15 protein-coding genes are annotated in these 14585 nt (G+C 63.2%); 7 read left to right on the forward strand and 8 right to left on the reverse strand.

The window, feature by feature from the left end:
• Positions 1 to 170: 170 nt before the first annotated feature.
• Positions 171 to 824 (reverse strand): fructose-6-phosphate aldolase, encoded by a 654-nt coding sequence (gene fsa / locus GR183_RS18170; RefSeq protein WP_160777083.1) that lies wholly within the window; start codon positions 822 to 824, stop codon positions 171 to 173.
• Between the two features lie 217 nt (positions 825 to 1041).
• Here fsa and GR183_RS18175 point away from each other — a divergent pair, with 217 nt between their 5' ends.
• The 6 genes from GR183_RS18175 to GR183_RS18200 all read left to right on the forward strand — a co-directional run bounded on the left by GR183_RS18175 (position 1042) and on the right by GR183_RS18200 (position 8423).
• On the forward strand, positions 1042 to 3246 hold the full coding sequence (locus tag GR183_RS18175; protein ID WP_160777084.1) for a primosomal protein N': 2205 nt from the start codon (positions 1042 to 1044) through the stop codon (positions 3244 to 3246).
• Positions 3247 to 3546: 300 nt separating this feature from the next.
• Positions 3547 to 4107, forward strand: a complete 561-nt coding sequence (locus GR183_RS18180; RefSeq protein WP_160777085.1) for a F0F1 ATP synthase subunit delta — start codon at positions 3547 to 3549, stop codon at positions 4105 to 4107.
• Positions 4107 to 5636, forward strand: coding sequence for a F0F1 ATP synthase subunit alpha (atpA, locus tag GR183_RS18185; protein ID WP_160777086.1), 1530 nt, complete (start codon positions 4107 to 4109; stop codon positions 5634 to 5636). The genes GR183_RS18180 and atpA overlap by 1 nt, the downstream gene beginning before the upstream one ends.
• A 32-nt stretch (positions 5637 to 5668) precedes the next feature.
• Positions 5669 to 6541: a F0F1 ATP synthase subunit gamma gene (locus tag GR183_RS18190; RefSeq protein ID WP_160777087.1), complete on the forward strand. Its 873-nt coding sequence runs from the start codon at positions 5669 to 5671 to the stop codon at positions 6539 to 6541.
• A 25-nt stretch (positions 6542 to 6566) separates the two neighbouring features.
• Entirely contained in the window at positions 6567 to 7991 is a 1425-nt protein-coding gene (gene atpD / locus GR183_RS18195) for a F0F1 ATP synthase subunit beta (RefSeq protein ID WP_160777088.1), read from the forward strand.
• Positions 7992 to 8015: 24 nt separating this feature from the next.
• The gene (locus GR183_RS18200; protein ID WP_160777089.1) at positions 8016 to 8423 is read left to right on the forward strand and encodes a F0F1 ATP synthase subunit epsilon; all 408 of its coding nucleotides are present in this window, start codon (positions 8016 to 8018) and stop codon (positions 8421 to 8423) included.
• A gap of 151 nt (positions 8424 to 8574) precedes the next feature.
• On the opposite strand, the gene GR183_RS18205 is transcribed toward GR183_RS18200, so the two are convergent.
• On the reverse strand, positions 8575 to 8781 hold the full coding sequence (locus GR183_RS18205) for a hypothetical protein (RefSeq protein ID WP_160777090.1): 207 nt from the start codon (positions 8779 to 8781) through the stop codon (positions 8575 to 8577).
• A 98-nt stretch (positions 8782 to 8879) separates the two neighbouring features.
• Between GR183_RS18205 and GR183_RS18210 the strand changes: the two genes are divergently transcribed.
• A complete protein-coding gene (locus GR183_RS18210; RefSeq protein ID WP_160777091.1) occupies positions 8880 to 9968 on the forward strand; it encodes a class I SAM-dependent methyltransferase in 1089 nt (362 codons plus the stop codon).
• A 15-nt stretch (positions 9969 to 9983) separates the two neighbouring features.
• Here the strand turns inward: GR183_RS18210 and GR183_RS18215 are convergent, their stop codons facing one another.
• The 6 genes from GR183_RS18215 to GR183_RS18240 form a co-directional block, all read right to left on the reverse strand.
• Complete coding sequence (locus GR183_RS18215; protein ID WP_376765779.1) at positions 9984 to 10505, reverse strand: OmpA family protein; 522 nt, start codon at positions 10503 to 10505, stop codon at positions 9984 to 9986.
• A 34-nt stretch (positions 10506 to 10539) separates the two neighbouring features.
• Entirely contained in the window at positions 10540 to 11205 is a 666-nt protein-coding gene (locus tag GR183_RS18220) for a L,D-transpeptidase (RefSeq protein WP_160777092.1), read from the reverse strand.
• A gap of 119 nt (positions 11206 to 11324) precedes the next feature.
• Complete coding sequence (locus GR183_RS18225) at positions 11325 to 12950, reverse strand: NTP transferase domain-containing protein (RefSeq protein WP_160777093.1); 1626 nt, start codon at positions 12948 to 12950, stop codon at positions 11325 to 11327.
• A complete protein-coding gene (locus tag GR183_RS18230) occupies positions 12950 to 13645 on the reverse strand; it encodes an XdhC family protein (RefSeq protein WP_160777094.1) in 696 nt (231 codons plus the stop codon). The genes GR183_RS18225 and GR183_RS18230 overlap by 1 nt, the downstream gene beginning before the upstream one ends.
• 3 nt (positions 13646 to 13648) lie before the next feature.
• Positions 13649 to 13984, reverse strand: coding sequence for an XdhC family protein (locus GR183_RS18235; protein ID WP_160777095.1), 336 nt, complete (start codon positions 13982 to 13984; stop codon positions 13649 to 13651).
• A 76-nt stretch (positions 13985 to 14060) separates the two neighbouring features.
• On the reverse strand, positions 14061 to 14573 hold the full coding sequence (locus GR183_RS18240) for a GNAT family N-acetyltransferase (RefSeq protein WP_160777096.1): 513 nt from the start codon (positions 14571 to 14573) through the stop codon (positions 14061 to 14063).
• Positions 14574 to 14585 lie beyond the last annotated feature (12 nt).

Consider the following 14585-nt stretch of genomic DNA (forward strand, 5'->3'; position numbering starts at 1 on the left):
GAAATATAAAACACAACCATTGATCGGAATTGGTCTTTCGACGGCTCTGCTTGAGCCGCCGAAAGCGAAAAGCACCCCTGACCCCATGAAAGTCCAAGATTTCGGAACATCAAGCTTTTCTGATCCAAGGTGAAACCCCGGCAAGCCATGGCCGGCAGTCACCGCCTGTCTCAGAGAATGCTCTGTCCGGTCTTCGCCCAGTCGGCGAGGAAGGCTTCAAGTCCCTTGTCCGTCAGCGGGTGCTTGGCAAGGCCCTTGAGAACCGACGGCGGCACCGTCGCGACATCCGCGCCGACAAGCGCGCAATCCTTCACGTGATTGGCGTTGCGGATCGAAGCGGCAAGGATTTCCGTCTCGAAGCCGTAGTTGTCGTAGATCACGCGGATTTCGCGGATGAGCTCCAGCCCGTCGAGGTGGATGTCGTCGAGGCGGCCGATGAAGGGCGAAATGAAGCTTGCTCCCGCCTTGGCGGCCAGCAGCGCCTGGTTGGCGGAGAAACAGAGCGTCACATTCACCATCTGCCCGTTGTCGGAGAGGGTGCGGCAAGCCTTCAGGCCGTCCAGCGTGAGCGGCACCTTGATGGCGATATTGTCGGCGATTTTGCCGAGCACTTCGGCCTCCGCCATCATGTCCTTGAATTCGGTCGCCGTAACTTCCGCCGAGACCGGACCTTCGACGATCCCGCAAATCTCGGCGATAACCTCCTTCATCGGGCGTCCCGCTTTCATGATGAGCGAGGGGTTGGTGGTCACGCCGTCAAGCAGGCCGATATCGGCCAGTTCCTTGATTTCGGCGGTATCGGCGGTATCGACGAAGAATTTCATGTGACACGGGCTCCATATCTCGAGCGTCAATCGGGCCATCGCGGCGGATTTCGGCAAATCTTACTGCGGGAAAGCGGCTGGAGTTTGCCTCCGGTGTTCTCTTGGTCCGAATTCGCCGTCTCTTTAACGTAGGATAACGACAAGGAACACCCCTGATTCGCCGGGCGGATGCGATTCGCCGGCAAAACACCGCAGTTTTTCAAGGTTCGCCGCACCCGTGTTGTTCGATGACGAAGCCCTGGATGGTTCCCTGCCCGTGACGGTGAGCGTGCTCGTACCCGTCGCCGTGGACGAGGCATACAGCTACCGGGTTCCAGCGGGCATGCGCGTGTGCCCCGGCTCGATCGTCCGCGTGCCGCTCGGCCCACGCGAAGTGATCGGCGTCGTGCGCGATATCGAGGAAGGCGCGACTGTCGCGCGCGGCAGGCTGAAGGACATTCTGCACGTCTATGACGATGTCCCGCCGCTGAAAGCCGATCTGATGCTGTTTCTCGACTGGGTGGCGAACTGGACCCTTTCCCCGCCCGGCATGGTCGCGCGCATGGTGCTGCGGTCCGAAGAAGCGCTTGAGCCCGAGGCCCCGCTGCCGGGCGTGCGCAAGGTCGAAGGTGCGGAGATCGAGCGCATAACGAAGGCTCGCGCCCGCGTTCTCGAATTCGTTGAAGACGGTTTCGCCTGGACGAAAAGCGGCCTTGCGGGGGCTGCCGGTGTCAGCCCCTCCGTGGTGGACGGCCTGATCTCCCACGGTGTGCTGGAGGTTGTCTCCATGCCGGCGAGCCCTCCGCCGCCGGCACCCGAACCGGACCGGGAAGGGCCATCACTCACGCCGGCTCAGGAAGCCGCGGTCGACAGCCTTCGCGCTGCCATCGGCAAGGGCTTTTCGGTTTTCCTGATCGACGGCGTGACAGGCTCGGGCAAGACAGAGGTTTACTTCGAAGCCGTTGCCGAGGCGATCCGCCAGGGCAGGCAGGTGCTCCTGCTCCTTCCCGAGATTTCGCTGACCAGCCAGTTTCTCGACCGTTTCGAGACCCGATTCGGCGCGCGCCCCGCCGAATGGCATTCCGACGTTCCACCCAAGAAACGCGCCCGCGTCTGGCGCGGCGCGGCAAGCGGCGACGTAAAGGTCGTGGTCGGTGCACGCTCCGCCCTCTTCCTTCCCTTCATGGATCTTGGCCTGATCGTCGTCGACGAGGAGCACGACACAGCCTACAAGCAGGAGGACAGGGTTTCCTATAACGCCCGCGACATGGCGGTGGTCAGGGGAAAGATCAGCGGCTTCACCGTAGCGCTCGCCTCCGCCACGCCGTCCGTCGAAAGCCAGGTGAATGCGCTTCAGGGCCGCTACACGCGGCTGGAACTTCCCGAACGGGCATCGGGCGCGGCCCTTCCCGATATCATCCCGATCGACATGCGCACCGAAGGGCCGGAGCGCGGGCGCTGGCTTGCGCCGAAGCTGGTCGAAGCTCTGGCCGAAACCGTTTCCGACGGTGCCCAGGCGCTTTTGTTCCTGAACCGACGCGGCTATGCGCCCTTGACGCTCTGCCGGACCTGCGGTCACCGCTTCCAATGCCCCAATTGCTCGACGTGGCTCGTCGAGCACCGCTTCCGTGGAAGGCTGCAATGCCACCACTGCGGCTACAGCGAGCCGGTGCCCAATGCTTGCCCGAGCTGCGGCAATGCCGATACGCTGGTCGCCTGCGGGCCGGGGGTGGAGCGGATCGCCGAGGAAATCGCCGATATCCTGCCCGATGCCCACACATTGGTGCTTTCCTCCGATCTTCCGGGAGGCCCGGACAGGCTCAAACGCGAGATGAAGGTGATCGCCGAGGGCGGGGCCGATATCGTCATCGGCACCCAACTCGTCGCCAAGGGCCACAATTTTCCGCTCATGCGCCTTGTCGGCGTGGTGGATGCGGATTTGGGGCTGGCGCATGGCGACCCGCGCGCGGGCGAGCGCACGTTCCAGATCATTTCGCAGGTGACGGGCCGGGCGGGGCGCATCGCGGGCCAGGGTCGCGGCTTCTTGCAGACCTACGCGCCGGAGCATCCGGTCATCGAGGCGCTTCTGGCAAACGACCGCGATGCCTTCTACAAGAGCGAGATCGAGGCGCGGCGCGCTTCCGGCCTGCCGCCGTTCGGCCGCCTTGCCGCGTTGATCTTTTCCGGCGCGGACAGGAACCAGACGGCTGATTTCGCAAGAGCCGTGGTGCGCGCCGCCCCGCACGATCAATCCGTAACGCTGCTTGGCCCGGCGGAAGCCGCGCTTTCCCTGGTGCGCGGCCGGCATCGGTTCCGTGCCCTCGTCATGGCGCCGCGCGCCTTCGACCTTCAGGCCTATCTCAGACAATGGTTGAAAGTGGCGCCAAAGCCCAGGGCGTCGCTCAGGCTCCAGGTCGACGTCGACCCGCAAAGCTTTTTGTGAGCCCCATCCACGCTTTTTCTTGAGTTCGCCAGCCGTTTTGCGGCCCGCCGCTCTTGCCGGGCGCAAGGAAAAGCCATAAGGATCATCCGCGGTGGCGGCGAAAGCTGGCATTTGCGGGCATTTCCGGGCCGTCAGGCGCTGTTGCGCAGGGAGAAAGCCTGTGCTATGCGGAGCGCGGCTTCGGGGGATCGGACTTGGCTTTCGGCCCTCAAATCCACCAATTACGACCAATTTTCAAAGCCTTGCTGACAGCTCAGCTGAAAGCTCCGGCACCAACCTGCGTCAGAGAGCACGGAACCTGTGACTGACAACGTATCTCTCATCTCAGGCGTGGCCTTACGATACGCTACGGCGCTCCTGGAGCTTGCCGAAGACCAGAAGGCCGTCGACGCCGTCGAGAAGGACCTCGACGGCTTCGAAAAGCTTCTGGGCGAAAGCGCCGATCTTCGCCGTCTCGTTCAGAGCCCCGTTTTCTCCGCCGACGAGCAGCTCAAGGCTCTCTCCGCCATTCTCGACAAGGCAGGCCTCAAGGGTCTTGCGGCAAATTTCCTGAAGCTTGCCGCCAAGAACCGCCGCCTTTTCGCCGTGCCTGGCATGATTTCGGCGTTTCGCGCCGTCCTTGCCGCGAAGCGCGGAGAAACCACCGCGGACGTTACGTCCGCAGCCCCCCTTTCCGACGACCAGGTGGAAGCGCTGAAGAAAGCGCTCCATGCGTCGACCGGAAAGACCATAAAGATTTCCGCGAAGGTCGATCCTGAATTGATCGGCGGCCTGATCGTCAAGGTCGGCAGCCGCATGATCGACACTTCGCTGAAGACCAAACTCAACTCCCTCAAATTCGCGATGAAAGAGGTCGGCTGATGGATATTCGGGCCGCGGAAATCTCCGCCATCCTCAAGGAGCAGATCAAGAATTTCGGCCAGGAGGCCGAAGTTTCCGAGGTCGGCCAGGTTCTGTCCGTGGGTGATGGTATCGCCCGCGTCTACGGGCTGGACAAGGTCCAGGCCGGTGAAATGGTCGAGTTCCCTGGTGGCATCAAGGGCATGGCCCTCAACCTGGAAAGCGACAACGTCGGCGTCGTGATCTTCGGCTCCGACCGTGACATCAAGGAAGGCGACACGGTCAAGCGGACCGGCGCCATCGTGGAAGTCCCGGTCGGCAAGGGCCTTCTCGGCCGCGTCGTCGATCCGCTCGGCAACCCGCTCGACGGCAAGGGCCCGATCGAGGCGACCGAACGCCGCCGCGTGGACGTGAAGGCGCCGGGCATCTTGCCGCGCAAGTCGGTGCACGAGCCGATGTCGACAGGCCTAAAGGCCATCGACGCGCTTATCCCGATCGGACGCGGCCAGCGCGAGCTCGTCATTGGCGACCGCCAGACCGGCAAGACCGCGATCCTGCTCGACAGCTTCCTGAACCAGAAGCCGCTCAACCAGAGCGACGACGAGCACCAGAAGCTTTACTGCGTTTATGTCGCCGTCGGCCAGAAGCGTTCCACCGTCGCCCAGTTCGTGAAGGTGCTGGAAGACAACGGCGCGCTCGAATATTCGGTGGTTGTCGCCGCCACGGCATCCGACCCGGCGCCGCTTCAGTTCCTGGCGCCGTTCTCCGGCACGGCCATGGGCGAATTCTTCCGCGACAACGGAATGCACGCGGTGATCGGCTACGACGATCTGTCCAAGCAGGCCGTCGCTTATCGTCAGATGTCCCTGCTGCTTCGCCGCCCGCCGGGACGTGAAGCTTACCCGGGCGACGTCTTCTACCTGCACTCCCGTCTGCTTGAGCGCGCCGCCAAGCTCAACGAGAATCACGGCAGTGGATCTCTGACCGCGCTCCCCGTCATCGAGACGCAGGGCAACGACGTGTCGGCCTTCATTCCGACGAACGTGATCTCCATCACCGACGGCCAGATCTTCCTCGAGACGGATCTGTTCTACCAGGGTGTCCGCCCGGCCGTGAACGTCGGCCTGTCGGTGTCGCGCGTGGGCTCCTCGGCCCAGATCAAGGCGATGAAGCAGGTTGCCGGCAAGATCAAGGGCGAGCTGGCGCAGTACCGAGAAATGGCGGCCTTCGCGCAGTTCGGTTCCGATCTCGACGCCACGACGCAGCGCCTGCTCAACCGCGGCGCCCGCCTGACCGAGCTTCTCAAGCAGCCGCAGTTCTCTCCGCTCAAGACGGAAGAACAGGTCGCGGTCATCTACGCCGGCGTGAACGGCTACCTCGACAAGCTGCCGGTCGACAAGGTTCGCGAATTCGAGGAAGGCCTGCTTTTGAACCTGCGTGCCGAGCACAAGGATCTGCTCGACGCGATCTGGGAGAAGAAGGCCCTCGACGACGAGCTTGAAGGCAAGCTCAAGTCGGCGGTCGAGGCATACGCCAAGAACTTCGCCTGAACGGCTGACCGGACGAAGGAGTAGGGGCGGCAATGGCCAGCCTTAAGGACCTCAGAAACCGCATCGCCTCGGTGAAGGCGACGCAGAAAATCACCAAGGCCATGCAGATGGTGGCCGCGGCGAAGCTGCGTCGCGCCCAGGAGGCCGCCGAAGCCGCTCGCCCCTATGCCGAGCGCATGGAAACGGTGCTGGCCAATCTCGCGGTCGCCTATGAGGGCCGCGAGGATGCGCCGGCCCTCCTGAAGGGCACGGGCGGCGATCAGATACATCTGCTTGTCGTCGCCACCGCCGAGCGCGGCCTTTGCGGCGCATTCAACACGTCGATCGCCAAGCTTGCGCGCGACCATGCCCGCAGGCTCATCGCCGACGGCAAGACGGTGAAGATCCTGTGCGTCGGCAAAAAGGGCTATGACGTCCTGAAGCGCGAACTGTCGCAGAACATCATCGACACTGTCGAACTCAGAAGCGTGAAGCAGATCGGCTTCAAGCACGCCCATGAGATCGGCGCGCGCGTGCTCAAGATGTTCGACGACGGCGAGTTCGACGTCTGCACCCTGTTCTATTCGCGCTTCAAGTCGGTGATCAGCCAGGTCCCGACCGAGCAGCAGCTCATTCCCGCCGTGTTCGAAAAGGACGAGGCCGCCGAAAGCGTCGTCTACGAATACGAGCCGGGCGAGGATGAAATCCTCTCCGATCTGCTGCCGCGCAACATCTCCGTCCAGATCTTCCGCGCGTTGCTTGAAAACGTCGCGGGCGAGATGGGCGCGAAGATGACGGCGATGGACAACGCCACGCGCAACGCCGGCGAGATGATCGACAAGCTGACGATCACCTACAACCGCCAGCGCCAGGCGCAGATCACCAAGGAACTCATCGAAATCATCTCGGGCGCCGAAGCGCTCTGACCGGATCGACACGAGGATTGAAGAGATGGCTGACAAGACAGTCGGACGGATCACCCAGGTCATCGGCGCCGTTGTCGACGTTCAGTTCGACGACCATCTGCCGGCGATCCTGAACGCATTGGAAGTTGACAACCAGGGCACGCGCCTCGTTCTCGAGGTGGCTCAGCACCTCGGCGAGAACACGGTACGCACCATCGCCATGGACGGCACGGAAGGTCTCGTGCGCGGCCAGGAGGCAAAGGATACCGGCGAACCGATCGCCGTGCCGGTGGGCGACGGCCTGCTCGGCCGCATCATGAACGTCATCGGCGAGCCGGTGGACGAAGCCGGCCCGATCGCGCATGACACCAGGCGCGCCATCCACCAGGACGCGCCGGAGTTCATCGAACAGTCGACCGAGGCGGAAATCCTCGTCACCGGCATCAAGGTCGTGGACCTGCTGGCGCCTTACGCCAAGGGCGGCAAGATCGGCCTGTTCGGCGGTGCCGGCGTCGGCAAGACCGTTCTGATCATGGAGCTCATCAACAACGTCGCCAAGGCGCACGGCGGTTACTCCGTCTTTGCCGGCGTCGGCGAGCGTACCCGTGAGGGCAACGACCTTTACTGGGAAATGATCGAATCCGGCGTGAACAAGGAAGGCGGCGGCGAAGGCTCCAAGGCCGCGCTTGTCTACGGCCAGATGAACGAGCCTCCCGGAGCTCGCGCCCGCGTCGCCCTCACCGGCCTGACGGTCGCCGAGCACTTCCGCGACCAGGGCCAGGACGTGCTGTTCTTCGTGGACAACATCTTCCGCTTCACCCAGGCGGGTTCGGAAGTGTCGGCCCTTCTCGGCCGCATCCCCTCCGCCGTGGGTTATCAGCCGACGCTTGCCACCGACATGGGCGGCATGCAGGAGCGCATCACCACGACGACCAAGGGCTCGATCACGTCCGTGCAGGCCGTTTACGTTCCTGCCGACGACCTGACCGACCCGGCCCCGGCCTCCACCTTCGCCCACCTGGACGCGACGACGGTGCTGAGCCGCTCGATCGCCGAAAAGGGCATCTACCCGGCCGTGGATCCGCTCGACTCCACCTCGCGCATGCTCGACCCGCGCATCATCGGTGACGAGCATTACGAGACGGCCCGCCGCGTGCAGGAGACGCTGCAGCGCTACAAGGCGCTTCAGGACATCATCGCGATCCTGGGCATGGACGAGCTTTCCGAAGAAGACAAGCTCACCGTCGCCCGCGCCCGCAAGGTGGAGCGCTTCCTGTCGCAGCCGTTCTTCGTGGCCGAGGTCTTCACCGGTTCGCCGGGCAAGCTCGTCGACCTGGAAGACACCATCAAGGGCTTCAAGGGCCTTGTGAACGGCGAATACGACCACCTTCCGGAAGCCGCATTCTACATGGTCGGCACCATGGAAGAAGCGGTCGAGAAGGCACAGCGGCTCGCCGCTGAGGCCGCGTAACACAAGACGGGACGAGACAGGCCGATGGCGGAAGCATTTAATTTCGAGCTCGTCGCGCCGGAGCGCCTTCTCGTGTCGGACGAGGCGATCGAGGTCGTCGTGCCCGGCACCGAAGGTCAGTTCGGCGTCATGAAGGGGCATGCGCCCCTCATGTCGACGATCCGGCCGGGCATCCTCAAGGTCCGGCGTCCGAACGGCAACGTGGACGAATATTTCGTACGCGGCGGTTTCGCGGAAGCCGGCGCCGAGGCACTGACGGTTCTGGCCGAACAGGCGATCCCCGTTAAGGATCTGAACGCGGAGGATATCCGTTCCCAGATCCAGGACGCCGAGGAAGACGTGAAGGACGCAAAGAACGACGAAGCGAAGCAGGCCGCGGAAACGCTGCTTTCCCAGCTTCGCGAGGTTGAGACGGCCCTTAAGGCTTCCTGACCCGCTCGTTATTCTTCATCACGGAACATGAAACGCCCGGTCATCTGGCCGGGCGTTTTTTATCGCCTGCCGACTTCCTCAAACAAAAACCCCGGCCGATGAACCGGGGTTTCGTAAAAGTCCGCGAGTTGCCTCGCAATATATTTCTGCCTCAGGCGGCGATCCGGCGCTGCTGGCTCACCTGCGGGTTCTCCCGCTGGCGGCGGCGCTCTTCCGGCGAAATATAGACCATCGCGTGGTGTTCGGCGCAGTAGGAAATACCGGCCTCGACGCGGTTCTGGCAGGGGAAGTAATAATCTCCGCCCGTGCCCTCGGCCCATTTGCACTGGCCGGCGCGCGGCAGTCTCTGTACGGTCATGATCTCAAATCCTTCTTGTCCGGCGTCGCGGACCGGAAGCCCGATCGCGCCAGCGGGTGGTTTTTGGAATTTTTCCATAAAAAGACCCGACCGGCCGGTTGACCGACCGCGGGTCTCATTATCATCGAAATGTTATATACGCATTGTGGCGTTATTCCGCAACCGCAGTGCACAAATTAAGCTATGCAAATGCTGCAATGCAGAAATGTGCGTTAACACCCAGTTTCGCAGGTGGCGGCACACGCCGAGGCTGCTCTCCGGCCTTGCGCTGCCGCATGGATTTTGAGGGTCTCCGGGTTGCTCGCCGCGCCTTACGCTCCACCCTTATGGCCTGTAGCACCAGCAAACCCGAGGGAGATGCCGATATCCCCTACATCAAAAGCAGACCCTACGCCGGCGGTTCGATACCCGAAAACTACGAGCGCTTTCTCGTGCCGCTCCTGTTCAGTCCATATGCGGCGGACCTCGCCCAAAGAGTGGACGTGCCCGAAGATGGCACGGTGCTTGAAACGGCATGCGGCACCGGCGCTGCGACGCGCTGGTTGGCGGCTCATCTCCCGGAAGATACTTCCATTATCTCGACGGACATTGCCTCGGCAATGGTCGAGGAGGCGAGAAAGAACCTTGGTGACTATTCGGGAATCGACTACGCCGAAGCTGACGCGACCAAGCTGCCTTATCCGGATAATTCCTTTGATGCCGTGGTCTGCCAGTTCAGCGTGATGCTTTTCCCGGACAAACCCGCAGGCATGCGCGAAGCCGCGCGCGTCCTCAAGCCGGGTGGCAAATTCGTGTTCAATATCTGGGACCGCCTCGAGCGTAATGGCTTTTCACATGCGGTTCACGAAGCGGTTGCGGAAATATTTCCGCAGGACCCGCCCCACTTTCTGGAAACGCCCTACGCCTATCACGATCTGAGCGTCGTTGCGGACGCATTGCAGGGTGCAGGTTTCCGGCAGATCGATATCACTGTTCTGCCAAAGACAAGTTCCGCGAGCGATGCCGCTCAGGTTGCCATGGGGCTTGTCGCCGGCTCGCCGCTGGCCAACGAAGTTGATGACCGGGAAACGCCATCGCTGGAAGAGGTGACCTGGCAGGTGCGTGATGCGCTGGTTCAGCGGTTCGGTGCAGGCAGCATCAGTGCGCCTATGCAGGCCTTTCAGATCGTCGCCCAGATGCCGGCCTGAGCGCGATTGTGCAGCTTACGCTTCCTTCTCCTCGCGCAGGTTCGTCACCACGCGGCGGTTTTGCGCCTTGCATTCGATGTCGTCGCAATCGCGCACGAGCCGCTCCGTGCCATAGCCCTTGGCCCACAGGCGATCCGGCGAGACGCCTTTCGAGACCAGATAGGCCATCACGGCATCCGCCCGTTTTTGGGACAGGGAGATATTCGCCGCGTCGCCACCCGGATCGTCGGCGAAGCCCTGGACCTTTGCGTACCAGTTCGGGTTGGCTTTCAGGAATTCGGCCTGCTTGTCGAGCGTCATCTTCGCCGTGTCGTCAAGCGTGGCGGACCCTTGCGTGAAATAGGCGCGCCGTCCCACGTTGACGATAAAGTCCTGCTCGCTGCCTGCGGAGATCTTTTCAAAGCCCGCCGCCGGTGCGTTGGTCACATCCGGCGTGGAAGCCGCTTCCATCGTGTTGCAGCCGGAAAGGGCGAGCGCCGCCATCAAAACCGCAATCGGAACGCCGAGGGCAGCGCGGCGAAGGGTCGGTATCGTCACGGGAATCTCCTTGGGCGTTCTTGAACGGTCGCGGTCAGCCGTCGCTCGCGGTGCTGTCGGCGCCCAGGTGTTCGAGCACCAGAACCCGCGTGCCGATGGGGCAGCGCTGGTAGAGGTCGATCACGTCTTCGGGGAACATGCGGATGCAGCCGGAGGAAACGTCGTTGCCGATGCTCCAGGGCTCCAGCGTGCCGTGCAGGCGGTAGCCGAGGTCCGAACCGCTGCGGTAGAGGTACATCGCGCGCGGGCCCAACGGGTTGTTCGGCGCGCCGCCCTTCACGAGCTTCGGCAGGTCCGGCTGACGCTCCAGCATTTCGGGAGGCGGCACCCATCGCGGCCAGAGCGACTTGCGGTCGATGCGAGCGCGCCCGTACCACTTGAAGCCTTCGCGCCCGACGCCAACACCGTATCGGAGCGCGGTGTTGTTTTCCCAGATCCAGTAGAGAAAATGGTTGCGCGTATCGACAACGACGGTGCCCGGCGGCTCCTGCGAGAAATATTTCACCATCTGCCGGCGCCAGTGAGGCTTGATCACCGAGAAGTTCGTCGTGCGGTAGGAAAAGCCGTTGTCCTCGGCGGCCCCGGTGAACCATTTGGAAGCGACGTCGCCGCTTGCCGGGGTAATTGCGGGGAGCGAGAAGAGCGATGCTGCGGCGAGCGCCCCCGCCCCCTTCGTCAAGGCCCTGCGGGTGAGATCCATGCCCGTTGTCCCTCCCGAAAAAATAAAGCGGCCCCCCAGCCGCCTGTGAATATTACTAACCAAAATTTCCGTAGGGTCAATATGACTGAGGTGGAATGGCCACTACTGTTGCCACAATGCTACAGATCTCGGCCCGGCGCGGCAGATCCTCCTGCTGCAGCAAGGGCTTCCGGCGTATCGACGTCAAGCCGCGCCGCCTCGCCGATCTCCACCTCGGCCACCTGGTCGGCATGGCGCGCGATCAGGTGGCGCGCGCCGATATCGCCTTCAAGACGCAACAGGTCGGGGAAATAGCGGCGGTCCCAAAGCACCGGGTTTCCGCGCTTTCCGGCCACTGTGGGCACGACGATCGTCTTGCCGTTGCCGGGGTCGTAGGCGGCGATGATCAGGTCGATCATATCCTCCGTGAGGCCCGGCATGTCCGACAGAAGCACAAGTGCCGCATCCGCATCCGATGGCACGGCGCGAATGCCGCAGCGGATCGTACTGGCGATCCCTTCGCCGTAGTCCGGGTTGTGCGTGAAGGTGACATCCAGGCCGGAGAGCGCCCTCTCGACATCCTCATGCATATGGCCCGTAACGACGGTGACGCCCGACAGCCCGCTTGCCAGCGCGGTCTCGGTCGCGATGCGCACCAGCGGCTTGCCGCCGATCTCGGCCAGAAGCTTGTTTACCGCGCCCATGCGGCGCGAGCGGCCGCCGGCAAGCTGCACACCCGCCACTTTTCGCTTGCGCTGAACCGTCTCCCGCTTTTTCTCGCGCGGTTGCGGGCGCGTTCCGATTTCCATCAGAAGTCCGCCGACGCCCAGCCCGGTAATGTCATGAACTGTTACCGGCAGGTCGGCGATCAGCCGGTTCAGCACCCAGTCGAAGCCGTTTTCCTTGGGGCTCCGGGCGCAGCCCGGCGCGCCGATCACCGGGATGCCGTCAAGGTCGGCCAGGAGCAGCAGGTTCCCCGGATCGACCGGCATTCCGAAATGGATCACCTCGCCGCCCGCCGAATCGATCGCGGAGGGGATGACATCGAGCCGGTCGACGATCGCCGATGCGCCGAAGGCGATGATCATCTCAGCGCCCATGTCGCGAAACTGCAGCATGGCCATGGCAACCGCCGCCGCCTCATGCTCCACACGCAACTCGGAGATGATTTCGGAGCCGGAAGCCGCAAGCCGCTCCTCGGTGATGCGCCGCGTCTTGTCCATGACGGATGGCTTCAGGTGCTCCAGTTCGGTAGCGACAAGGCCGACGCGCCGCGCCCTGTAAGGTGCGATCATGACGGCATCCAGCACCGTCGTCTCCGCCTCTTCCACCAGCTTTTCGGCAACGGCGAAGGGGATGATCTTGGCCGTCGCCACCATCCGCCCCTTGTCGACGGAGGTGAAATTCTCAAGCGTCGCGAAGGTGATCGCCGGGTCGATCCGGTTGACCGCATCGACCGACGCCTTGTCGACGGTGAAAACACCGGCTTCGCGCGCGAACAGGTTCACCCTGCCCGTGAACGCCGGATCGCGGCGGATGTTTCCGCCGTCGGCGGCGCGTGCCAGCCGGTCGGCGGCGGCATCCTCGTGCAGGTCTCCCGCGTCGAGTTTCGCGACGACGATCTCGCGAATTCCCGCAGAGGCTATTAACGCAATATCTTCCGCCGAAAGCCTGCGCCCCTTCTTCAGTGCCCGTCCGTCAAGCTTGAGCGAATGCGCAAGCAGCGCTCCTTCAGCGTCCTTGACAGGCAGGGGAGCGAACTTCATCAGCCGCCCTCCGGGCCTTTTCTCAGTGCCTTGATGACCGAGCCGAGCACGGCGACGGCAATTTCCGCCGGCGAGGCCGCGCCGATATCGAGGCCGATCGGCGCGTCGATCCGTGAAAGCGCTTCGTCTGAAACGCCCGCCTCCTTCAGCCGGTCGAGACGCTTGCCGTGCGTCTTGCGGCTGCCCAGCGCACCAACGTAGAAGCACCCCGCTTCAAGCGCCGTCTTTAGCGGAAAATCGTCGATCTTGGGGTCGTGCGTTACCGCCACGAGCGCCGTGAAGGCATCGAGCGGCACGTCCTTCAGCGCATCCTCCGGCCAATCGGCCTTCAGAAAGCGTTCGGGGAAGCGGTCGGGCGTGGCGAACGCCGTTCGCGGATCGATCACCGTGACGTCGAAACCGGCGATTTCCGCCATCGGCACCAGAGCCTGCGATATATGCACGGCCCCTATGATGACGAGCCTGCGCGGGGGAACGGAAACGGTCAGGAAAAGCTCACGTCCGTCTTCCGTCTCGACCATCCCCGACTTGCCGGAGCGAAATCGTTTTGCCAGTTCATCGGCCAGCGGATCGCCGGACAGGCTGTCGGCGTGGCGCACAAGCCGCTGTTTACCGCTTGCGGTATCCGTGATGAGGATCGCAGCGCGGCGGTTCGCCCGTTCCTCGTTCAGCTCCTGCAGAAGTTTGAAATCCATTGCTCACGCCACCGGTTCGACGAAAACGCGGATCCGCCCGCCGCAGGAAAGCCCGACCCGCCATGCGGTCTCATCGGCAACGCCGAATTCCAGCATCGTCGGCTTGCCGGTTTCCAATACCTCCAGCGCCTCGGCGACGACGGCGCCTTCCACGCAGCCGCCTGAGACGGAGCCTTCGAAATCGCCCTCCTGGTCGATGACAAGATGCGACCCGACGGGGCGCGGCGCGGAGCCCCAGGTCTCGACGACGGTCGCAAGCGCCACCTTGCGCCCGGCCTTCGTCCAGTCTTCTGCGATCTTGAGCGGGTCGAGCGTATCGCGGCTCACGGTTTCGGCCATCGGCTTTCTCCTTCACGAACATGCAGAATATATGGTCGGGGCCACTCGCGCGACAGGGAGGAAAAGCGATTTTCGCTCAATTGGATGCCAGCCGATAGGACTTCGCGGGCGCGTCATCCGCCATGGTTTCCCCGGCAAAGCGCAAGCCGATCTTTTCCGCGACCTTGATCGAGGCTGCGTTTTGCGGGTGGATATCGGCAACGACGGCGGAAACCTTCAGCGTTTCGAAGGCATGCCGCAGCACCGGCAGGGCCGCTTCCGGCGCCATACCCCGCCCCCAGCATTCACGTTTGAGACGCCAGCCGATTTCCGCCGCGTTTTCCTCTCCTTCGACGGGCAACAGAAGTATCCAGCCGAGAAAGTTGGCCCCTTCTGCGGCATTCCTGTCCAGGATCGTCCAGTAGCCCATGCCGGGCGGATAGGGATGGGACATGCGTTCCAGCACGAATGCGCGGTGTGCGTCCGGTTCGCCCCAGGGTCCGGCCACGAAACGGGTCACCAGCGGGTCGCGATCCATGGCAAGGCAGTCTTCAAGATCGGCAATGCGCCTTGGGCGCAGGAAAAGCCTTGTCGTCAGGAATTCGGTCAAATGTGTCTTTCC

The organism is Stappia sediminis (genome assembly GCF_009826895.1).
Taxonomy (GTDB): Bacteria; Pseudomonadota; Alphaproteobacteria; order Rhizobiales; family Stappiaceae; genus Hongsoonwoonella; species Hongsoonwoonella sediminis.